The organism is Asticcacaulis sp., from assembly GCF_035497195.1.
In the GTDB taxonomy this organism is placed as follows: Bacteria; Pseudomonadota; Alphaproteobacteria; order Caulobacterales; family Caulobacteraceae; genus Asticcacaulis.
Window position 1 is genome coordinate 1 of record NZ_DATJDZ010000014.1, and the last position, 21,208, is coordinate 21,208.

Below are 21,208 nucleotides of genomic sequence, written 5' to 3' on the forward strand. Positions count from 1 at the left end.
GCCGGAGTTCGACAGCACGATCACCACATCATCGGGCGTGATCATGCCGAGGTCGCCGTGCGAGGCTTCGGCCGGGTGGACGAACTGCGCCGGCGTGCCGGTGGAGGCCAGCGTCGCGGTGATCTTGGCGGCGATATGGCCGGACTTCCCCATGCCCGACAGGATGACCCGGCCCTTGACGGCGTACATCACCTCGACCGCCCGCACGAACGCTTCCGACAAGGAACCCGCAAACAGCAGCAGCGCCTCGCCCTCCGTGCGCATCACCCGCGCGCCGGTAGCGAGAATCTCGGTACGGCTGTTGATTTCAGATGTCGGGCTAAGGCTCATTAGTCACACCATATGGAACTGAGCGCCCCTCTTAGCAAGATTGCCAGGCCGTCACAATGATGGATAAGCGCCTTTTCCGTGGCTGGCTATTTGGCCTACTGCGGCAGCTTGATAATATTGGAATGTGAACTGTGATTGAGCAGGAGTGTCTGGTTATCAAGAAATTTAATGTCGCTTGTCAGAGAGCTAGCTGAATATATTTTTGTGCCCGTCTCTATACTCCGCACTTCAGTCGAATAGGCAAGCCAGCGATAAAACAACTGTCCGTCCGGCGACAGACCAACCTTCCCATAATACGGCTGGCGCACCGTGAAGAATGGGCTACCTGCACGCTTGGCGTCATAAACGATGACACTATCCAAAGAGGTATCCTCAAAATCTTTCCGGGCCAGTTCACTCCGTTTTTCGAAATCCGCACGACCAAGTCCGCTAAAGTTCCCTATAATGAACCTATCACAGGTTGGCGATGCACTGATCTCCAGCCCATAGTCAGTAATAATCTCGAAGGGAGCGAGTTGTGCTTCAGTGAGACAAACCGATCTCGTGTGACCATTTATGACCTCCACGCTCTTTAGTTGATAATCTTCACCTGGATTGCCATCCACGGTATAAATAACAAGTGGCGAATAGAAGGTGTTCGGCACAACATAATGGCATGTATAGGCGCATGGTGAATTCGTCTCATCATAAACCAACTGGACATCGCCATCCGGGCCAAGGCCATACAACAACCGCTTACCTGCTTGATCGACGGCTTGAACCAGATAGCCACCATTATAATACCCACTATTGTAGACCCTTATTGCCGGCCGATCGAATTTTATGATCACCGCATCGGTGGTTCGCATGGCAAGGTTTGTCCGGTTGACAGACAGTTCTGTTAAGGGCGGATTATATGAATGATGATGATCCGCAACCCAGTACAGGTTTTCTTTTCGATCCGTCCCTAAGATGAAGAACTCTTGGTCGGTGGCCGCCAAATCAATCAGTTCACTGCGATTATGCCTCAGGTCGCGTCGGGCAAGTTGATAGGTTGGTTTTCGTGGCTCAGCGTCTGTGACACATGTTACTTCGCTGTAGGCATAAGTGTAGGTGTAATCGTACGCGTCGAAGCTTTCGCCGCTGCATTTCAATGCGCCGAAATCAAATGTTGTGGGGCTGGATTGAGCTTGCGCCCCCGTCAGCATGCCAATATTCAAAAGGATTGTAACTATAGTCGAAATGCCGATCAGCCGCATAACGCCCCCCCTTGCGCATTACGTTGAGCCAAGGCATGTCATGACGAGAGGCGTTTGTCAAAAAGGCAGCATGGAATGAGCGACACCCCAGCCCCCCCCTCGCGCCCTTTCTGCAGCCAGTGCGGCGCTGGATCAGGCGAACCTTGCTGGTGCTGCCGGGGCCGCTGCGAGGGTTCGTGCTGTTCGGGCTGAAGATGGCGTGGTCGTGCCTGTTCGGCGCAGGGATGCTTGCTTTGATGATCGCCACGCATCTGTTCTGGCCGGCGGACGGCCCGGTTCACCGCTACGATTTCCTGCTGGTCGCCGCCATCGCTATCCAGTGCCTGCTGTTATGGACGCGGCTGGAGACCTTCGACGAGGTGAAGGTCATTTTCCTCTATGCATGTCATCGGCACGATCATGGAAATCTTCAAGCCAAAAGTTCCGGACGGCGAGGCTGAGAAGACCGGCGGCTACCGCCTGTGGTTCAGTCGCCTAACGTCTGGCCACCAGATTTGACAGGGCTTCGAGATAATCCGCAAAAGCCTTGCGGCCGGCGGGCGTGATATGGGCGCGGGTCAGGGGCTTGCGGCCCTGGAAGCTCTTGACGATCTCGACATATCCCGCTTCTTCCAGCTTGCGCAGGTGGACCGACAGATTGCCCTGGGTCGCTTCCAGCACCGCCTTCAGCTCATTGAAATCGGCGGCTTCGGCGTCCATCAGATAGGCCATGACCCCCAGACGCAGGCGTCCGTGGATGGCGTCATCGAGCTTGTTGATGTCGAAGCCGGCCATGATTATTTACGCGCCTGCTGCATCATATACCAGCCGCCGCCGCCCATGATGACAGACAGGGCCAGTCCCAGCACCAGCACGTAATGCGGGGTGCCGATCAGCAGGCCCAGGGTCAGGGTGGTGACAAACCAGCCGGCAGATATGACCGCCAGCCAGGCCTCCTTGCGGATCATATAGGCGGTAAACCATACCGCGCCCTGGAAGGCGCAAACCGTTATCGGATACAGCAGCCAGATCAGGATGCTTTTTTCTGTGATGGCGACGTAGGCAAACACGCCGACCATGAACAGATTGGCCAGGCCGGCGCTGCTGAAGGCGGCATTGAGCGCGCGCGTCGCCACGCCATTCTTCGGCACCTTGCGATCGCGCCACAGAATGACGCACATCACGGCTAGAAAGACGATCGTGGGCAGAAAGCCGGCGATCAGATTGCCCCACAGGCCCAGATTGACGAGGCCGACGAGGTGCGCCCATTGCGCCAGGCATTGTAAACCGTAGCAGACACCACCCGCCAGATAGAGCGCACCACCCGAAATCCGCACGCGCGCGCCTTCGCTGACCAGCGCCTTCACAAAAGCCAGATCGGCCTGAATATCCTTTTGTGTCATGCGTCTGTCCTCTTTTGCCGCCGGTCGAGAGACATCATGATCCCGCCCGAACCGCCCATCAGAACGATCAGCGCGATGCCGAGGATCAGCAGATAGGTTTCGGTCTGGCGGATCAGCAGGCCCAGGGCCACCGTGGTGATGAACCAGCCGGCGGAAATGCCGATCAGCCACAGCTTGCGCCGGATCATGTAGGCGACATACCAGACCGCGCCCATGAAAGCGCAGATCACCACCGGGTACAAAAGCCATATCAGCATGCTTTTCTGTTGGCTGGCCACATAACCAAACACAATGGCGATGGCGAGATTGGCCAGGCCCGCCGAGCCATAGGCGGCATTGAGCGCGCGCGTGGCGACGCCCTGCGGCCCGGCCTTGCGGTTTTGCCAGGTGACATAGGCGATGACGGGAACGGAGACGACAATGGGGAACAGGATCAGCGTCCAGTTTATCAGCGCGCTTTGCGGCCAGCCGAACGCCTCTTGCGCCCAATAGGCCAGGCAGTCGATGCCATAGGCCAGTCCGGCGGTCAGAAATACAAGGCCCGCCGCCCCCTGCGCCTTCGGACCCTCGCTGACGAGGGCCCGAAGGAACGCGAGGTCTTCGTGGACGTTCTCGCCGTCATTCGTCATGCCGTGACCTCCTGGCCGTCAGATGTGCGCTTCGTTCTGCGGCGGCGGCCGTTGAGAATCGCCCCGATGAAGGTATAGCGTACCATAATTTGATAGCTGAGGAGGCCGATCATCACGGTTACCAGCAGGATACCGGCGAATTTCAGTTCGGCCGGTCCGGCCATGTCGCGTATGGCCAGTTGCAGTCCCATTACCACTGGGATATGCAGGATATAGATCCAGTAGGAGGCGTCCGACAGATAGCGCAGCACCGGATTTTCGCGCTTGAGGCAGGCATGGGCGGCGCCGATCAGGCCGAGCGTCCACGACCAGCCCGTTAGCAGGTAAAGGGCGAGATAGAGCGGGTGCTCGCTGCCCACAGCCGGCGTGATGACGGGCATGATGCCGACCATATTCAGGCAGACGATCGTGCCGATGGCGGCGGCGGGCAGATAGGCCCACCAACGCTTTGCCAGATGGCCGAGCAGGTCCGGCGAACGGTGCAGGAACCAGCCAAAAGCAAAGGCTGTGCTGAAACCGGCCAGGGCGGGCGTATTGATCACCACGCCGGCATCCGGGGTCGGGATGCCGAACCATATCAGCCAGGCGGGATTGGCATAGAGGGCGGCAAAGGCCGGCAGGATCAGGACCGCGCCGATCAAATCGGTACGCGTCAGGAAACCGACAATGGCATCAAACATCCGTCCCAGTCCTTTGCCAATATGCAGCATATCGGTTAGCACCTTGAGAACGACGGCGCCGCCATAGAGCCACAGCAGGGCGTAGAGGAACCACAGGTGGGTCAGCGGAAAAGTCTTGGCCATCAGGGGCGGCGGCGGGGCGGCGGGGACGGACGGCGCGCCCGGGGGTGGCGCAAAGGCGATGATCATGACGACGATGATTGCGGCAAACACGATCGGCCAGAAAGCGACCAGCGGCGCGCCCACCCGGATCAGCCGGTTTGTGATGAAGCCGCCCAAACCGCGCTTGTCCATCAGCAGATGCGCAAAGAAGCCGGCCATGACGAAAAAGGTCATCATGCGGAACATGTGGATGACGTAAAACAGCACGCCCAGCCCTGCGGAGGAACTGGCATCCTTGATGAGCCATACCTGCGGCTCGAGGAATGACATGCTGGTGTGCAGCGCGACGCCGAGCAGAAGCGCGCCGGCCCGCACGGCATCGAGATCGTGAAAACGCTCGGAACTGATACTCACAGACATATTAGCCGTCTCAGACATAATGACCTCCCGTCAGGGCCAATCGCCCCAATGGCGGGACAATTACATCAACAAGTTTGTTTTGTAAACTGGTTTGTGTTTTTCGATATTGCACACCGTCATCAAAGCTTCGATAAACGATGCGACAAGGGGCGGATATGACCAGAACAATTGACAGGAAACCACGCGGCATGGCCTTCGGCTGGCGGCTTCTGCGCATCGCCGGCCTGGGCCTGCTGGCAACCCTGCTCACGGCATGGCTGCTGGCCGTCGGTTATCTCTATATCAACCAGCGCCACCTGCTTTTTTACCCCGAACGCGAGACTGAAGCGCTCGCTATCAAGGGCCTGGCCTTGCAGGATGTACGCATACACACGCCCGACGGGGAAACCTTGCAGGCGCTCTATGAAGCCCCGCAACCCGGCAAGCCCGTCATTCTGTTTCTTCATGGCCAGGGCGGCACATTGATGATGGGCAAATGGCGCTATATCCGAATGCACAAACAGGGCGTCGGCTATCTCGCCCTGGCCTATCGCGGCTATTCCGGCTCGACCGGCACGCCTACGGAAAAGGGCCTGCTGATCGACGGCCTGGCGGCTTATGACTGGCTGAAAACAAAGGGGTTCAAGGACGGTGATATCGTCATTCATGGCCACAGCCTCGGCACTGGCGTCGCCACCTATGTCGCCACACAAAGGCCGGCGCGCGCCCTGATCCTTGAAGCGCCGTTTACCGCCGCCAGCGATGTCGGGGCCGAGCGTTATCCGTTCATTCCGGTGGCGTTTCTGATGAAGGACAAGTTCCTCAGCCGTGAGCGCATAAAGGCTGTCCATATGCCGGTGCTGATCGCTCACGGCGACAAGGATAGTGTCGTACCGTTCACAGAAGGCGAGCGGCTGTTTGCCCTGGCCAATGAGCCGAAGGTGTTCGTGAGAATGCACGGGTCAGAGCATAATACCCTGACCCGTGACGGCGTTTATCCCTATTACTGGAAATTTCTCGGCCTGCCGGAGACGGATGTCGATCCGGCAATCGTCATCGGCAAATAGTTATTGTGTCAGCGCTTTGGCCCGGTCGAGATCGATCCCGGCCACGACCGATTTCAGGGTCGCCATATCAACATTGTCGCCTTCCGCCTCGACACTGAAACGGCCATCGGAAACAATGGCGTATTCGCCATGTTTCGCGGCATTGTCCCATTTCTCGGTGACCATGCGGCCATTTTCGGTCGTCACCTTTTCATAGCCGGTGGCGCTGCTGCTCGACGTATTCAGGTTCATCGCCGCCGCCATAGCGCCGATGCCGGCCACCGTACCCATATCCGTGACGGTCACATTCACCGTACCGTCACCGACATGGTAGGTGCTCTTGGCGCTGGAGACGGCGATCCCGCCCGCCCCGCCGGAACTGGTGTTGTCATCGGTCCGCGCCGCGCCATTGAGCGACGCCGGCAGAAGGGCCAGAAGCTCTGTGGCATCGGCCAGTTTCACCGTCGTCTGGCCGTTTTGCATGGCCGAGGCCTGCGCCGCCATCTGGCTGGCGGCCGCTTCCATCTTGCCAAGATCGACCTTGCCGGCGCCCGGAACCGTCAGGGTGCCGGAGACATGACTGCTGTTGGACCCAAGGGCGCCAAATCCGCCTGAACCCATCATGCCCATGCTGACCACACTGCCGACGATAGCGCCAATGACCAGGGTCAGGACGATATAGACCACGGCGATCACGATCATATAGACGATGGTTTTATCCGCCGGGTTTTTCATAAGTTTCGGCAAGCCCAGATAGAAGAGATAGATGCCGTAAAGCGCGCCAAGCAGGGCCAGCAGACCAAGCGCCGGGAAGATGCCGAAAACAGCCGCCACCCATCCGGCGGTGGAGGCGTAGGCCGCGACTTTCAGCGCCTGGATGAAGTTCTTCTGGCCGTTGAAACTGGGGGCCAGGCCATCGATGACCAGGGCCACGACATAGATCATGATCAGCGAAAGAACATAGAACAGGATGGCCGTGATGATCGCCGATACCGGTGAGGCCCGGACAACGATACCGAAAGCCCCGGCGCCGAACAGCACCGAACCGATCGCATTGGCCACCGGGCCGATAGCCGCCAGCGGCATGATGTAGCTGGTATAAAGCGCCTTGACCGAGGTCTGCTCGCCTTCGATCACATCCCAGGTCGGCGCGGGTTTGAGCAGAATGGCCTGCACGCGCTCGATCAGATTATTCGGGTTCTTCGGATTGGCGTAGGGATTGGGGTCCGGGGCCTGCACGGGGGGAACGGAATCGTCGGTCATGAAAGGGTCGCCCTGTAAGTGGATGAAAATACGCGGGAACTGAAACGCGACTTTGGCGGGGTAGCATAAAACCTTCACCCCAATGAGGCGATCATGGCTAAAAAAAGGCCTCCGGTCAATCAACCGAAGGCCTTTTGTTTCAACGTTTTCGTGATTTAGATCGCTGTTTTTTACTCTTTAAAATCGATGTGACGGTTATCCTTGATGGTGAACAGGCCGATCACCACGGTCAGGGCGGCGATACCCACCGGATACCACAGGCCGTCATAGATCCCGCCGGTCGCCGCCACGATTGTGAAGGTGATGAAGGGCAGCAAGCCGCCGAACCAGCCATTGCCGAAGTGATAGGGCAGGGACATGGCGCTGTAGCGGATGCGCGCGGGGAACATTTCCACCAGCGCCGCCGCCATTGGCGCATAGACCATGGTGACCAGGATCACGAGCACGGTCAGGATGCCGATGGTTTTGGGGAAGTCGATCTGCGCCCTGTCGGCGCTGGCCGGATAGCCGGCGGTTTTCAGGGCGTCACCGACCTGTTTGGTGAAGTCGGTTTGCGCCGCTTTCAGCGCATCGCCGGTCAGGCCCTTGCCCTCGAAGGACGGGATGACCGTCTGGCCGATACGCACACTGGCGACGGTGCCGGCGGGTGCGGCTTCATTGGTGTAGCTGATGCCGCCCTTGGCGAGATAGGACTTGGCGATATCGCACGATTGCAGGAACTTCGCCTTGCCGACCGGATCGAACTGAACGGCGCAAGCAGATTGATCGGCCACGACCACGACCGGCGAGGCTTTTTGCGCGTGTTCGAGCGCCGGACTGACGGCGCCGGTCAGCATCTGGAACAGCGGGAAATAGCCGAGAGCCGCCAGCAGCAGGCCGGCGAGAATGATCGGTTTGCGGCCGATCTTGTCCGACAGCCAGCCGAAAAAGATGAAGAAGGGCGTGGCGATGACCAGGGCCGCGCCGATCAGCCAGTAAGAGGTCGTCAGATCGACATGCAGCATTTTTTGCAGGAAAAACAGCGCGTAGAACTGGCCGGTGTACCACACCACCCCCTGCCCCATGACGAGACCGAACAGGGCGATCAGCACGATCTTGAGATTGCCCCAGCGCAGGAAGGCTTCGGAAAGCGGTGATTTCGAGGTCCGCCCCTCGTCCTTCATCGCCTGGAAAATCGGGCTTTCATTGAGCTTCATCCGAATCCAGATCGAGACAGCCAGCAGCACGATCGAGAACAGAAAAGGCAGACGCCAGCCCCAGGCCTTGAAGTCGTCTTCGTTAATGTAATGCTGCGTCACGCCGATGGCGACGAGCGCCAGCAGCAGGCCGAGCGTGGCGGTGGTCTGAATCCAGGCCGTCATCTCGCCGCGCTTGTTATCCGGCGAATGTTCCGCCACATAGGTCGCCGCGCCGCCGTATTCGCCGCCCATTGCCAGGCCCTGCACCAGCCGCAGGCCGATCAGGATGATGGGCGCCGCGATGCCGATGGTGGCGTAGTTGGGCAGGAGACCGACCAGGAAGGTGGACATGCCCATGATGATCATGGTGACGAGGAAGGTATGTTTGCGGCCGATCTTGTCGCCCATGCCGCCGAAGACCATCGCGCCGAAGGGCCGCACAATGAAACCCGCAGCCAGGGCCAGCAAGGCGAAGATGAAGGAGGTGGTCGGGTTGATGCCCTTCACCTCGAAGAATTGCGCCCCCATGATGGCGGCCAATGTGCCGAAAATATAGAAATCGAACCATTCGAAAATGGTGCCGAGCGAAGACGCCCCTATCACCAGCCACATGCTTTGCTTTTTATGCGCAACTTCACTCATGTCGTCTCAACCCTCTTGTCTGTTTTATGCGTCCGGTTCCGGATGTGACTTTCGTCTCTTTGAAAGAAGAAATGGCACAGGCCTGACGTGACGGCAAGGGGTTAGCCTCGGCCAAGAAAAAACCTCCGGCGATTTCGCGCCGGAGGTTTTTTCTGTCGTAAAATGTCGCCTACTTCGCGTCTTTGAAAGCCGCAGCGATATCGGCGCCCCTGGCGTCCTTAAGAACACTGCACGAGCGGATATCTTCGAGCATCCGGTTGAACGACAGCTCACCCCGACCGGCGGCAATGACCTTCGGGCGCATGATGTGGTCGATCTCGTCCGCCTTCGCCGCGTCGCAGTAATCATGCGGCAGGGAGGCGATACGGCCAGCCGAGAAGATGCCCGCGCCCGCCGAGAAGCTGTCATAATTGGCTTTCAGCCAGTCATAGGTCATGTCGCGCGTGGCGGCATTGTTCATCAGCCCGCCAACCAGGGCCAGCCTGTCCGGCACGCGCAGGCGGGTGTCGGACAGGATGCTGAACACCCAGGTTGCCGTGGCGGTATCAGCGTCAGACGTGATCGCCTTTTGCGCGGCGGAGCGGAAAACCTCGTCCTGCGCGCTCAGCATCCGGTCGAACATCGTTTTTGCGGCGGTCAGGTGACCTTCCTCGACATAGACCTTGAGGCCGCGACCGAGGAATGCCTGATCAAGCGCCGTCGTGTCGCCGCCGAGATAGGCATTGGCGGCATCGAGCAGTTGCTTGCGCACCGCCGGATCGTGGCCGGCATCCGCCACGATGGCGACCAGCTTCTGGCGCAGTTTCTGTGTATCCGGATCATCGCCCAGATGCGCCCCGGCTTTCGGATTGAAACCAAGGGCGGTCAGGCGCGGCGCATAGATGGCATCCATCTCGCGGCGGTAATCGGGCAGGCCGGCTTCGGAGATGATGCCGCGCGTCACCAGTTCATCGAACTGATCGGCGCTGCCGGTAGCGACGTTGGAGTCCTTGTTGTTAACGAAGACCTTGGCCGCGTCGATCAGTTGCGAGGCCGTGCCCTTGCCTGCGTAGAACTGGCCCCACAGGCTGTCGAGCGTCGCCAGGCCTTCGCCGGCGGGCAGCTTGTCACCGGTAGCAATCAGGGCCGACCAGTCTTCCGGCGTCAGGGTGAAACGGTAATAGCCGGTGCCGCCGGCATTGGGCATCAGCGCGCCCGGCACGTCGGCGCCGAGTGTGCCTTGCGGCTGGGCCATCAGGAAGCAGTTGCGCTCATCGCCCCGGCGCAGGCAGAGCGGAATGGTCCAGCTTTGCGGATCGAGCGTCGTGCCGAGGCGAGCATAGCGCGATTGCGTCGCCACCAGCCAGCCGCCCTGGTGGGTGAAATCGACCGTCGGGAAGCCCTGCTGGTTGATGAAGCTTTTCATGGCGTCGAGCACGCCCGGCTCCTGTGCCGCATCGGCCAAAGCGCCGAAGAATTCATCGGAGGTGGCGTTGCCGTAGGGATGACGCGACATATGCAGGCGCACGCCACGCTTGAAGGTCTCATCGCCAAGATAGCCAGCCACCATGGAAACGACCTGGCCGCCCTTGCCATAGGTGATGGTATCGAAGGCCGAGTCGATATCGCTGTTATTGGTGATCTTTTCGTGGATCGGACGGCCGACCTTGAGTGAGTCGTCATCCATCGCCTCGAACCCTTCGCCAATGGCGCCGACGCCGATATTCAGTTCAGGCCGCCATTCGTTGCCGATACGGTAGCCCATCCAGTTAGCGAAGCTCTCGTTGAGCCAGATATCATCCCACCAGGCTGGGGTGACGTAATCGCCGAACCACTGGTGCGACAATTCATGCGCCACTACCATGCCGAACGTCTGCTTCTGGGTTGTCGACGCGCCGGAATCGAGCAGCAGGATATTGTCGCCGTAGATATCGATGCCGGCGTTTTCCATGGCGCCCGGCATGATCGGCGACGCGACCTGATCGAGCTTCGGATAGGGGAAGGCCTGGCCAAAATAGGTTTCCAGGTGCGCGACGATCGACGGCGTTTCATCAAGCGCATATTTCAGCTTGGCGGCGTTGGGCTTCGTCGCCACGATGCGGATCGGCAAGGCATAATTGCGGAACTGATTGGGCGGAACCACGCCTTCAGCGACTGCGAACGGCCCCACGACGAAGGCCATCAGATAGGTGGGCAGCTTTTCTGTGCGGTAAAAGGAGTGCGTGATCATCTTGCCGCTGGTGGTCGAGCCGTCTTCCGGACCATTGCTGAGAGCCACAAGTCCGTCTTCGGTCGTGATCTCCACCTTGAAGGGCGTCTTGAAGCCCGGCTCGTCGAACGACGGGAAGGCGCCGCGGGCGTCGATCGATTCAAACTGCGACCAGACGTACCAGTCATCACCGACCTTGACGCGATAAAGCCCTGCTGCATCGTTGGTGAAACGGGCGTCGTAATCGAACACCAGGGTCACGCGACCGGCGGGAACGGCCTTGCTGAAATCGAGGCGGGCGACACCGAGATCATCAACCTGGGTATATTTGGCAGCAATGGGTTTGCCGCCAACCATCGCGACAACCTTGGACACCTTGAGATCGCGGCCATGCAGATACAGCGATTTCGTTTCGGCCTTCACATTGACGTCGATCTCGACATGGCCGGAAAAGCGCGGCTTTGAGGGGACGATAGTCAGGTTGAGGCTGTACGACAATGGCGTGACAGCGTCTGGCAGCTTGCCCTTGGGCGCATTGGCGTCGGCCACAATGGCCGTGGTGGCCGGGGCAGCAAGTGCCACCACAGGGGTGAGCGCCGTCGAGGCAAGGAGCAGGCTGGCGGCGAAAAGCAATGGGCGCATAAATACTATCCGGGTTTTGCGTGACGCGGCGCGGGGGATTGGCGATCCCGAAATGCGGCGCGATAATTAAAAATGAAACCAGTCGGCAGGGTTAGCACGGCGACCGTCACGCGCGCATTAAGTTTTTGTAATGCCAAAAACCAATCCGGGATCTAATAGAGTTTCCCGGCAAATGCCGTCCAGGCGTGCTGTACCCACGGCGGGAAATCGAACGGCACCGCCGCCAGTAAAGCAACGAGCGCCAGGGCCAGCACCAGGCTGACGCCCCGCCAGATGCCGAGTTGATTACGGGCGAGCCACGAATGCTTGCGGAAGAAATCAGGCTCCGCGCCATGCGAACCGGTTTCCAGCTTGAAGGCCATTTCGAAACCGTCCTGGAAACGGTCCGCCGGATTGGGCGCCAGGGCCTGCAGGATCACGCTGTCCAGCCACGCCGGCAGGTCACCGCGCCGGCTGCCGAGGCTTTCCGGTTTGTTGAAGCGCGGAGTCTGGCCGGTTTCGATCTCGCCGAACGGATAGGCGCCAGCGGTGAACATCCGGTAGATCGTCACCCCCATGGCGAAGATATCCGAGCGCTCATCACCTGGCTTGCCGTCGAAAAGTTCCGGCGCCTTGTAGCTCGGCGTACCCGGCACGAACAGACTGTCCTTGTCGATGCCGGGAATGCGCGCCACGCCGAGATCGACCAGCTTGAAACCGCCATCGCTCGTCAGGATGATGTTCTCCGGCTTGACGTCCCGGTGGATGATGCCGGCGCGATGCAGCGACCCCAGCGCCTTGGCCAGCTTGGTGGCAATGCCGACGCCTTCTTTCAGGGTGATTTTCGGCGCACGCAGCAGGCGGTGTTCGAGCGTTTCGCCGACATAGTAGGGCTGGGCGACATAGAGGCAGGTCTGGCGGCCGGGCGCGATATCGAGCACCGAACCTATCCACATGTGCTGGACCCGCGTGGCCACCCAGGCCTCGCGCATGAAGGCCGAGCGCGCCGAAGTTTCCGAACCGATCGTGTGGGGCTTGGGGAATTTCAGCACGACATTGGGACTAATGCCGGTGCGGAATTCCCGCATGTCACGCGCCCGGAAGACGCGACTGTAGATACCGTCGGCCAGTTGCCGCTCCAGCTTGAAGCCATCTATCATTTCGCCGACATGCGGCGGCTCGATAATCGGCAATTTTGCGATGGCGAGGTTGAGATCCTCGATCGTGGCCGGCGGCAGATCGATGACGTCGATCACCATAGCCGTGGCGTTATCGTCGCCGCCGTGGGCGATGGCCTGACCGACCAGTTTCTGCGCTGTGTCCTCCGGCGAGGCGCGGCCATCGAGCAGGGTCAGAATCTGCGCCGGACTGACAAAGCCATGAACCCCGTCCGAGCACAGCATCAACCGATCGTGCGGGAAGATATCATGGGCGCCGTAATCGATGCGGATCGCTTCTTCGGCGCCAACGGCACGGGTGATGAAAGGACTGCCATCAGCGCCTTCGGGCTTGTGATCCTGCGTCAGTTGTTCGAGCTGACCGGCGCGCAGGCGGTATAGGCGTGTGTCGCCGGCATGGAAGCTGTGCAGCCGCCGCCCCTTAATGACGATACCGGTAAAGGCGGCGCACATGCCTTTCAGATTTTCGTTCTTCTGGCCTTCGCGGAACAGCCAGTAATTGATGCTTTCCAGCGCCCGCGCCGCCGTCTTTTGCGGTGACAGCAGTTCCGACTGGCCAAGATAATCGTCGATGAAGGTGCGTACCGATAGCTCGGCCGCCACGCGCCCGCCCTTGCGGCCGCCGACGCCATCGGCCAATGCTGCCACCGCGCCGTGATGACGCTGGCCGTCCTCCAGGCAGAGGGCGGCGAAATCCTGATTTTCATCGCGCTTGCCGATATCACTGGCAAATCCGGCGGCGATATCGAGCCTGGAGGCATTTTGTGTCGGGGTCATGCTCTATGTGTGCATGTGCGAACCGTGTTCGTCCAGAGGCGGGTTGATTATGCCGTCCGGCGTGACTTTTTTCTTACAGCCGATCCAACGGCAGCACCTCGACCCGCGATCCGGCGTTTTGCGGCAGGGCATTGGCCGGCAGGCGGATCAGGGCATCGGCGCGGGCAAAAACGCTGACCAGCGACGAATCCTGATCGTCAAACGCCGTCACCTGCAACTGCCCCTGCAACGAGCCGCCCATTTTAGCCCGCAGATAGGATTCACGCGGTCCGGCGGCGGAAAGCGGCGCTTGCGTGACAGCGGTGATGAAAGGGCTTGTTTCCGGCATCCCCAAGGACGCCTCGATCCAGGTTTTCAGGAACAGTTGCGCCGTGACAAAAGCCGAGGCCGGATTGCCGGGCAGGCTCAAGACACGCGTGCCATTGGTCAGGCGACCGAAGCTGGTTGGCTTACCCGGACGCACGGCCACCGAGGCGAAATCAAGCACCAGGCCAAGCTTTTCCAGCGCCGGGCACACGAGGTCGTAATCGCCAACACTGGCGCCGCCGACCGTGACGATCAGGTCGGCCTTGACGTTTTTCAGCGCCTTGTAAATGCCTTTGGCGTCATCCGCCTGGACGCCAAGATAGCGGGCCTTGCCGCCCCACTGTTTGATCAGAGCCATCAGGGCGTGCGAGGCCGATTCATAGATCTGATCCAGCTTCGGCGTCTGGCCCGGCAGCACCAGCTCATCGCCGGTGCAAAGGACGGCAATCTCCGGCCGCCGCCATACCGGCACGGTGTCCTGCCCCGCCGCCGCGATCAGCGACAAACGCCACGGATCGAGCCGTACACCCGGTTCCAGCAGGGTGTCACCCGCCTTGAAATCCTGACCCGCCTTGCGGATATGCGTCGGCATGGGGACACGACCATCCGGCGTTACGTCAATCACACCATCCTGCCGGACCACGTTTTCCTGAATGACGATAGCGTCGCAATCGGCGGGCACCGGCGCGCCGGTAAAGATGCGCACCGCCTCGCCCGCCGCCACTTTTCCCGCATAGGCGCGCCCTGCCGAGCTTTCGCCCACCACATTCAGGGTGATCTGTTTGGCTTTCGGATGCAGGGATTCCAAACGGACAGCGTAGCCATCCATGGCCGAGGCATTGAAAGGCGGTTGATCACGGCTCGCTAAAACCGCTTCGGCCAGTACCCGCCCCATCGCCCTGGCCAGCAGCACACGTTCGGCCACAGGACTCAAAGCGCCTTGCCTGACCGCGGCCAGCGCCGCCTCGACCGAAACGTTTTTCATTATGTCTCTCTCAAGCGCGGCATCAGTTCGACCATATTGCATGGCCCGTGGCGGCTATCGAGTTGCCAGCGGATCACCTTGTCCCAGCCGTCCTTGACCGCGCCGTTTGACCCCGGCAGGCAGAAGATGAACACGCCGTCGATGATCCCCGCCAGCGCCCGCGATTGCAGGGTGGAGAGGCCGACCGTCTGATAACTCAGCATGTGGAAGATGGTCGAGAAACCCTCGATGCGCTTGGTCAGCAGCGGTTCGATGGCTTCCGGCGTAACATCGCGGCCGGTAATGCCGGTGCCGCCGGTGGTGACAATGGCGTCGATCTCGCCGGTATTGACCCACGCCGTCACCCTGGCGCGGATGGCGTCGATGTCATCGCGGACGATGGCGCGGCGCACGACGCTGTGACCCGCCGCTTCGATACGCCTGGCCAGCACATCGCCGGAGGTATCGCTGTCTTCGTCACGCGTGTCGGAAATGGTCAGGACGGCGAGATGAATCTGCCGGAAGGGGCGCGTCTCGTCGATGCGCCCGCCGCCTAAGAATGCCTTGTCCGCTTCGGTGATTTCGCTCATGCCTGCCTCATCTGTTGTCTTCACAGCAGATTTAGGCGCAGGCCTTCCTTATCTCAAGCGAAAACGGCCTCGCGTTTCAGGAGTTCGGCATAAGCGCCTTCGATTCCGGTGATGACCGTGGCATCTGTCGCCAGAGTTTCCGGGAAGACGGCGCGTAAGGACAGGAAGCGGCTGACATCACCAAGATCATCCTGGCATGTCGTGCCGATGGCAATCAGTTCATCCACCAGGGGGTCGGTGAGCGGCTCACCAGAAAGAGCTTGTGCCCTGATAAACCGCATCCACGCCGCCAATGGCAGGCAAAGGCGATGGATATCCTGGCCGCGATCGAGCGCCTCGGTCAACGAACTCAGGATGCGGATCGGCAGTTTCTGCGAGCCGTCCCAGGCGATCTGCGCCAGCTTGTGGACGATGGCCGGATTGCGGAAACGCGTGAGGATATCCTCGCTATAGGCCACCAGATCGAGACCCTTGGGCGCCTCCAGCAGCGGCACGACATCCTCGATCATCAGTTTACGGACGATATCGGCCAGTTCGGCGTCCTTCATAGCCTTGGAGACGCTCTCATAGCCGCGATGCAGGCCCATATAGGCCAGGGTTGAATGCGGGCCGTTGAGCAGGCGCAGCTTGGCGCGTTCATAGGCCGGCACATTATCGGTGATTGTCACGCCAACGCTTTCCCAATCGGGACCGCCGTCATGCGTGTGGTCTTCGATTACCCACTGGGTAAAGGCTTCGCGCTGGATCGGCCAGGCATCGGCCACGCCAATCGCCTCGGCCACGCGGGTGCGCAGGGCGTCATCGGTGGCCGGCGTGATCGAATCGACCATGGTGCAGGGGCATTGCAGATTTTCATGAATCCACAGCGCCAGATCATGATCAGACTGCCCGGCGAAGACCGTCACCGCCTCTTTCAAACGCACGCCGTTCTTCGGCAGGTTGTCGCAGGGAATCAGCACGAAGGGCTTCAAACCCGCCTGTTTGCGGCGGCGCAGACCTTCGGCAACATAGCCAATAAAGGATTTCGGCGTCTGCGGATTGGCCAGATCGTGGGCAATGTCCGGGTGCTGAAGATCGAGCGAAAAGTCCGGCGCCAGGCAATAGCCCTTCTCGGTGACCGTCGATGTCACCAATCCGACCGACGGCCGCGTCAGGCGTTCAAACACCGCTTCGATATCTTCCGGCCCGACCAGAACCTCACGCATCGAACCGATGATGCGGTAGCTGATCTCTTCATCGAGAATGGCCAGGGTATAGAGGCCATCCTGCGGCTTCAGGGCGTCACGCACGCCGGCCGAATGCAGCGACACGCCGCAGATGCCCCAGCGCTTATCTGCTACCGCAAGCGCATCGAAATAGGCCGCCTGATGGGCGCGGTGAAAAGCGCCGGCACCGAAATGGACGACGCCGATATCGAGCGCCGCCGGATCATAGGCGGGCTTGAGGGCATTGGCGGCGGCGAGTGTATCAAGCGAAAGGCGCATTTAAAGCGTAACCCCGTTTTTCCAGATGGCGATTTCGCGCTCATCGTTTTTTTCATTGCAGGCCGGCTGGCCCGAAGCGGTTTTGAGGATCAGGTCCATCAGGTCGTCGGCCGTCTCTTCCAGCGAATGACCTTCCAGAACCTGACCGGCATTGAAATCGATCCAGCGCGGCTTGTGAGCGGCAAGGGCCGAATTGGACGCGATCTTGAGTGTGGGGGCCGGGAAGCCCAGCGGCGTGCCGCGACCAGTAGTAAAGAGGACGATCACCGCCCCCGCCGCCGTCAGGGCCGTGGAGGAAACCGCATCATTGCCGGGCGCTTCAAGTAGGGACAGGCCTTGTTCGTGCGCCCGTTCGCCATAACGCATGACCTCGTTGAGCGGGCTGTGGCCGCCCTTCTGCACGGCGCCGAGCGACTTTTCTTCCAGCGTTGTGATGCCGCCGGCCTTGTTGCCCGGCGACGGATTTTCAAAGACCGGCTGCTTGTGTGCGATGAAGTAATTCTTGAAATCGTTGACGACCTCGACAACCTCATGAAAGACCTGCTCATTCTTCGCCCGGTTCATCAGGCCGCGTTCGGCGCCGAAGACTTCCGGTATCTCGGTCATGATCGCCTTGCCGCCGGCAAACGCCACGCGATCGGCGATCAGGCCGACCAGCGGATTGGCAGTCAGGCCGGAAAAGGCGTCCGATCCGCCACACTTGACGCCGATTGTCAGATCACGGACGGAACAGATTTCGCGCCGGTCTTTTTCGACCACCGCGACCAGTTCCTCGAGCGCATCGAGGCCCGTTTCGTGCTCATCTTCGACCATTTGCGCCGCGAAATATTTCAGGCGGTCGGCGGGGCGGTCTATTTCCTTGATCAGCGCCGAAAGCTGGTTGTTCTCACAGCCAAGGCCGACGATCAGCACACCGCCGGCATTGGGGTGCATGGCCAGCGAGGCCAGCAGCTTGCGGGTGTGGTCAAGATCGTCACCCATCTGCGAACAGCCGAGCGGGTGGGTCAGGGCATAGACGCCATCGACGCGGCCCTTGAAGCGCTCGGAGGCGATCCGCGCCAGCCGTTCGGAGGTTTTGGCCACACAGCCGACCGTGCACAAAATCCAGATTTCATTGCGGATGCCGACCTGGCCATCACTGCGGCGATAGCCCTGAAAGGTCGCTTCGGTCAGAGCCGGCGCGGGCGCAACCGGCGACGGCTGGTAGCTGTAATCTTCCAGACCGCTCAGACCCGTCACCAGATTATGCGCGTGGACATGTTCACCGGGGGCGATGGCCTGCGACACCCGGCCGATGCTGAAACCGAGCTTGAAGACCTCATCGCCGGCCTTGATATCTGTCAGCGCGATCTTGTGGCCTTTCGGCACATCGTTGCGCAGAACGATTTCACGGCCGTCAATGGTGATGACGTAACCCGCCGCCAGATCCTGCAAGGCGACCGCAACCGAATCACCCGTGCTGACCCGTAGCCAGGGCACCGATACGCCAGCCGGATCATCCGCCATTACCAAACTCCAAGATGTGTTTTACAAATTATGATACCGGTGTCATAAACCTAGAGCGCAATCTTTTCAAGAAAATAACTGTTCAGCCGCCGCGAAGCCCGCTACCCATCTTCAAACAAGACGATCAGGCTCAATATTCATGTCCGAAGACGCCATCGAAGAATTCATCCAGCGCCGCAAGAAGGCGACGATCAACGATGTGGCCCGGCTGGCGCGCGTGTCGAAAAAAACGGTGTCGCGGGTCATCAACGCATCACCCAGCGTCCGCGCCGAGACGCGTGACAGCGTGAACGCCATCATCGCGCGCATCGGCTTCCGGCCCGATCCGCAGGCGCGCGGCCTGGCCTTTCGCCGGTCGTTCCTGATCGGGCTGATCTACGACAATCCCAATGCGCAATATGTCGTCAACATGCAGATGGGGGCGCTCGACGCCCTGCGCGGTTCCGGCAGCGAACTGGTGGTCCACCCATGCGACCTGCGCAGTGAGCGCTTTATCGAGGATATCCGCGACTTTATAGAACTCCAGCGCCTGGCCGGGGTGATTATCCTGCCGCCGATTTCCGAGGATAAGCGCCTGCTGGCCCTGCTTGAGGAACTGGAGGTCGCCTACGTCCGCGTCTCGGCCCTGCAACCGACCACGACAAAAGGCGGTTACGCCATATTGTCGAAAGAGCGCATCGGTTGCCGCGCCGCCGGCGAACATCTGGCGCAACTTGGCCATAAATCGATCGGCTTTATCGCCGGGCCGGAAGGCTATACGTCAGCCACCGAGCGCCGCGCTGGCTTCCGCGAAGGCCTGCAAGCCCACGGGCTGGATATCGATTGGGAACTGGAGGCGCAGGGGGCCTATACCTTTGAATCCGGCCACGCCGCCGCATTGAAAATCCTCAACCGCCCCAATCGCCCGACCGCGCTTTTCGCCAGCAATGACGAAATGGCCATCGGCGCCTACAAGGCTGCTTTTGAACTGGGCCTGCGCATCCCCGCCGATCTCAGCATCTGCGGCTATGACGACAGCCCGATGGCCCTGCGCGTGTCGCCACCGCTGACCACGGTCAACCTGCCGAGCCGCGACATGGCCAAGGCCGCCGCCACCACGCTGCTGACCGATGAAGGCGACCGCAAGGCCGAGATTATCTTTGAATCCGGCCTGGTGGTGCGGGAATCGACCGCCAAGGCTTAACCCAGGCTAAAAAGTCTGTTGTCAAACGCAATGACACCGGTTACCTATGGCGCCAATTATCTCGCAGGGTCGATCCATGTCCAAACCGCTTTATCTTCACGCAGACCGTCTGTTTTCCAGCAATCCGGCCCAGCGCGCCATCGCCCGTGACCTCTATGCCAGCGTGAAGGCCCTGCCGATCCTGTCACCGCACGGCCATACCGATCCGTCGTGGTTCGCCGACAACCAGCCCTTCGAGAACGCCACCGAACTGTTTCTGGCGCCCGATCACTATATCTACCGGATGCTGTACAGCCAGGGCATCGACATGGCTGCGGTCGGTGTCGGTTCGAAAGATGGACCTTCCAGCGCCGATGCCCGCAAGGCCTGGCATATCTACGCCGCCAACCAGCATCTTTTCCGCGGCACGCCCTCCTTCATGTGGATGAGCCATGTTTTCGGCGAGATCATGGGCTTCGACGTGGCGCTCGATGAAAGCACCGCCGATTTCTATTTCGACCGTATCGGCGAGCTGCTGGCGTCTGAGGCCTATCGCCCGCGTGCCCTGTTCGACCGCTTCAATATCGAGCTGCTGGCCACTACCGAAGGCCCGACCGATACGCTTGAACATCACCAGAAGATCAAGGACTCCGGCTGGAAAGGCCGCGTCGTCACCGCCTATCGGCCCGATCCGGTCATCGATCCGGAACACGAGGATTTCCACGACAAGCTGGCGCAATTCGCCGATCTGACCGGCGAGGATGTCCATAGCTGGAAGGGCTATCTTAGCGCCCACCGCAAGCGCCGCGATGTCTTCATGGCTCATGGCGCCACCTCGACCGATCACGGTCACCCGACCGCGCAGACCGCCAATCTCTCGCATTCCGACGCCAAGGACTTGTTCCATCGTGTGCTGAAAAAGCATGTATCGCCGGAAGACGCCGAGCTTTTCCGCGCCCAGATGTTGACCGAGATGGCGCGCATGTCGCTCGATGACGGCCTGACCATGCAGATTCACCCCGGCGCCTACCGCAATCACAACGCCAAGGTTTTCGATAAGTACGGCCGCGACAAGGGCGCCGATATTCCGATGCCGACCGGCTATGTGCACGCTCTCAAGCCGCTGCTTGACGCCTTCGGCAATGAAAAAAACCTGACGGTCATTCTCTTCACGCTCGATGAGACGAATTATGCCCGCGAACTGGCCCCGCTGGCCGGTCACTATCCGGTGCTCAGGCTCGGCCCGTCGTGGTGGTTCCACGATTCACCCGAAGGCATGATGCGCTTCCGCGAGCAGGTGACCGAGACGGCCGGCTTCTATAATACGGTCGGCTTCAATGACGACACCCGCGCCTTCCTGTCGATCCCGGCGCGCCACGATGTCGCCCGCCGCATCGACTCGGCGTTCCTGGCGCGTCTTGTGGCTGAGCATAGACTGCCGATTGAAGACGCCGCCCAAGTCATCCAGGATCTGACCTACAACCTGCCGAAAGCGGCATATAAGCTGTGACTTTACCCCTCCCCTGCGAAGCGGGGGAGGAGA

Annotated in this window: 18 protein-coding genes; 4 read left to right on the forward strand and 14 right to left on the reverse strand. The window is 60.2% G+C overall.

The annotated features are described in order from the left end of the window. Nucleotides 1–330: SIS domain-containing protein (locus tag VL130_RS04065; RefSeq protein WP_325361454.1), on the reverse strand; the 330-nt coding region annotated here is incomplete at its 3' end. A gap of 95 nt (nt 331–425) precedes the next feature. Next, the gene (locus tag VL130_RS04070) at nt 426–1,568 is read right to left on the reverse strand and encodes a hypothetical protein (RefSeq protein WP_325361455.1); all 1,143 of its coding nucleotides are present in this window, start codon (nt 1,566–1,568) and stop codon (nt 426–428) included. A gap of 149 nt (nt 1,569–1,717) precedes the next feature. On the opposite strand from VL130_RS04070, the gene VL130_RS04075 reads away from it, so the two are divergent. Next, on the forward strand, nt 1,718–2,008 hold the full coding sequence (locus tag VL130_RS04075; protein ID WP_325362361.1) for a DUF817 family protein: 291 nt from the start codon (nt 1,718–1,720) through the stop codon (nt 2,006–2,008). A gap of 34 nt (nt 2,009–2,042) precedes the next feature. On the opposite strand, the gene VL130_RS04080 is transcribed toward VL130_RS04075, so the two are convergent. From VL130_RS04080 to VL130_RS04095, 4 genes are read right to left on the reverse strand one after another with little or no spacing between them, the layout of a single operon-like run. Beyond that, on the reverse strand, nt 2,043–2,342 hold the full coding sequence (locus tag VL130_RS04080; protein WP_325361456.1) for a transcriptional regulator: 300 nt from the start codon (nt 2,340–2,342) through the stop codon (nt 2,043–2,045). A gap of 2 nt (nt 2,343–2,344) precedes the next feature. Continuing rightward, on the reverse strand, nt 2,345–2,950 hold the full coding sequence (locus VL130_RS04085) for a hypothetical protein (protein ID WP_325361457.1): 606 nt from the start codon (nt 2,948–2,950) through the stop codon (nt 2,345–2,347). After that, nucleotides 2,947–3,579 (reverse strand): hypothetical protein, encoded by a 633-nt coding sequence (locus VL130_RS04090; protein WP_325361458.1) that lies wholly within the window; start codon nt 3,577–3,579, stop codon nt 2,947–2,949. Before VL130_RS04090 ends, VL130_RS04085 begins: the two co-directional genes overlap by 4 nt. Next, nucleotides 3,576–4,799 carry an acyltransferase family protein gene (locus VL130_RS04095; RefSeq protein WP_325361459.1) on the reverse strand — a complete coding sequence of 408 codons (1,224 nt, stop codon included), beginning with the start codon at nt 4,797–4,799 and terminating at the stop codon, nt 3,576–3,578. The genes VL130_RS04090 and VL130_RS04095 overlap by 4 nt, the downstream gene beginning before the upstream one ends. Before the next feature lie 137 nt (nt 4,800–4,936). Between VL130_RS04095 and VL130_RS04100 the strand changes: the two genes are divergently transcribed. Then, nucleotides 4,937–5,827 (forward strand): alpha/beta hydrolase, encoded by an 891-nt coding sequence (locus VL130_RS04100; RefSeq protein WP_325361460.1) that lies wholly within the window; start codon nt 4,937–4,939, stop codon nt 5,825–5,827. On the opposite strand, the gene VL130_RS04105 is transcribed toward VL130_RS04100, so the two are convergent. From VL130_RS04105 to VL130_RS04140, 8 genes are all read right to left on the reverse strand, one after another. Then, nucleotides 5,828–7,069 (reverse strand): Yip1 family protein, encoded by a 1,242-nt coding sequence (locus tag VL130_RS04105; protein WP_325361461.1) that lies wholly within the window; start codon nt 7,067–7,069, stop codon nt 5,828–5,830. A 170-nt stretch (nt 7,070–7,239) separates the two neighbouring features. Then, the gene (locus tag VL130_RS04110) at nt 7,240–8,889 is read right to left on the reverse strand and encodes an MFS transporter (protein ID WP_325361462.1); all 1,650 of its coding nucleotides are present in this window, start codon (nt 8,887–8,889) and stop codon (nt 7,240–7,242) included. A gap of 169 nt (nt 8,890–9,058) precedes the next feature. Continuing rightward, nucleotides 9,059–11,719 (reverse strand): M1 family metallopeptidase, encoded by a 2,661-nt coding sequence (locus tag VL130_RS04115; protein WP_325361463.1) that lies wholly within the window; start codon nt 11,717–11,719, stop codon nt 9,059–9,061. Nucleotides 11,720–11,871: 152 nt separating this feature from the next. Beyond that, nucleotides 11,872–13,653, reverse strand: coding sequence for a bifunctional protein-serine/threonine kinase/phosphatase (locus tag VL130_RS04120; protein ID WP_325361464.1), 1,782 nt, complete (start codon nt 13,651–13,653; stop codon nt 11,872–11,874). 73 nt (nt 13,654–13,726) lie between these two features. Further along, nucleotides 13,727–14,944, reverse strand: coding sequence for a gephyrin-like molybdotransferase Glp (gene glp, locus VL130_RS04125; protein WP_325361465.1), 1,218 nt, complete (start codon nt 14,942–14,944; stop codon nt 13,727–13,729). Continuing rightward, on the reverse strand, nt 14,944–15,513 hold the full coding sequence (gene moaB / locus VL130_RS04130) for a molybdenum cofactor biosynthesis protein B (RefSeq protein WP_325361466.1): 570 nt from the start codon (nt 15,511–15,513) through the stop codon (nt 14,944–14,946). Before moaB ends, glp begins: the two co-directional genes overlap by 1 nt. Before the next feature lie 53 nt (nt 15,514–15,566). After that, nucleotides 15,567–16,997, reverse strand: coding sequence for a mannitol dehydrogenase family protein (locus tag VL130_RS04135; protein ID WP_325361467.1), 1,431 nt, complete (start codon nt 16,995–16,997; stop codon nt 15,567–15,569). Further along, nucleotides 16,998–18,503: an altronate dehydratase family protein gene (locus VL130_RS04140; protein WP_325361468.1), complete on the reverse strand. Its 1,506-nt coding sequence runs from the start codon at nt 18,501–18,503 to the stop codon at nt 16,998–17,000. It abuts the gene before it with no gap. 139 nt (nt 18,504–18,642) lie between these two features. Here VL130_RS04140 and VL130_RS04145 point away from each other — a divergent pair, with 139 nt between their 5' ends. Both VL130_RS04145 and uxaC read left to right on the forward strand, forming a co-directional pair. Then, nucleotides 18,643–19,686: a LacI family DNA-binding transcriptional regulator gene (locus VL130_RS04145; protein ID WP_325361469.1), complete on the forward strand. Its 1,044-nt coding sequence runs from the start codon at nt 18,643–18,645 to the stop codon at nt 19,684–19,686. Between the two features lie 76 nt (nt 19,687–19,762). Then, the gene (uxaC, locus tag VL130_RS04150) at nt 19,763–21,175 is read left to right on the forward strand and encodes a glucuronate isomerase (protein WP_325361470.1); all 1,413 of its coding nucleotides are present in this window, start codon (nt 19,763–19,765) and stop codon (nt 21,173–21,175) included. The last annotated feature ends 33 nt before the right edge of the window (nt 21,176–21,208 follow it).

Excerpts from the sequence above, each read along its gene's own strand:
- VL130_RS04115 (WP_325361463.1), bottom strand. The coding sequence starts at position 11,719 with ATGCGCCCATTGCTTTTCGCCGCCAGCCTGCTCCTTGCCTCGACGGCG.
- VL130_RS04105 (WP_325361461.1), bottom strand. The coding sequence starts at position 7,069 with ATGACCGACGATTCCGTTCCCCCCGTGCAGGCCCCGGACCCCAATCCC.
- VL130_RS04110 (WP_325361462.1), bottom strand. The coding sequence starts at position 8,889 with ATGAGTGAAGTTGCGCATAAAAAGCAAAGCATGTGGCTGGTGATAGGG.
- VL130_RS04095 (WP_325361459.1), bottom strand. The coding sequence starts at position 4,799 with ATGTCTGAGACGGCTAATATGTCTGTGAGTATCAGTTCCGAGCGTTTT.
- VL130_RS04070 (WP_325361455.1), bottom strand. The coding sequence starts at position 1,568 with ATGCGGCTGATCGGCATTTCGACTATAGTTACAATCCTTTTGAATATT.
- VL130_RS04090 (WP_325361458.1), bottom strand. The coding sequence starts at position 3,579 with ATGACGAATGACGGCGAGAACGTCCACGAAGACCTCGCGTTCCTTCGG.
- VL130_RS04085 (WP_325361457.1), bottom strand. The coding sequence starts at position 2,950 with ATGACACAAAAGGATATTCAGGCCGATCTGGCTTTTGTGAAGGCGCTG.
- VL130_RS04140 (WP_325361468.1), bottom strand. The coding sequence starts at position 18,503 with ATGGCGGATGATCCGGCTGGCGTATCGGTGCCCTGGCTACGGGTCAGC.
- VL130_RS04120 (WP_325361464.1), bottom strand. The coding sequence starts at position 13,653 with ATGACCCCGACACAAAATGCCTCCAGGCTCGATATCGCCGCCGGATTT.
- VL130_RS04135 (WP_325361467.1), bottom strand. The coding sequence starts at position 16,997 with ATGCGCCTTTCGCTTGATACACTCGCCGCCGCCAATGCCCTCAAGCCC.
- uxaC (WP_325361470.1), top strand. The coding sequence starts at position 19,763 with ATGTCCAAACCGCTTTATCTTCACGCAGACCGTCTGTTTTCCAGCAAT.
- VL130_RS04080 (WP_325361456.1), bottom strand. The coding sequence starts at position 2,342 with ATGGCCGGCTTCGACATCAACAAGCTCGATGACGCCATCCACGGACGC.
- VL130_RS04145 (WP_325361469.1), top strand. The coding sequence starts at position 18,643 with ATGTCCGAAGACGCCATCGAAGAATTCATCCAGCGCCGCAAGAAGGCG.
- VL130_RS04100 (WP_325361460.1), top strand. The coding sequence starts at position 4,937 with ATGACCAGAACAATTGACAGGAAACCACGCGGCATGGCCTTCGGCTGG.
- moaB (WP_325361466.1), bottom strand. The coding sequence starts at position 15,513 with ATGAGCGAAATCACCGAAGCGGACAAGGCATTCTTAGGCGGCGGGCGC.
- glp (WP_325361465.1), bottom strand. The coding sequence starts at position 14,944 with ATGAAAAACGTTTCGGTCGAGGCGGCGCTGGCCGCGGTCAGGCAAGGC.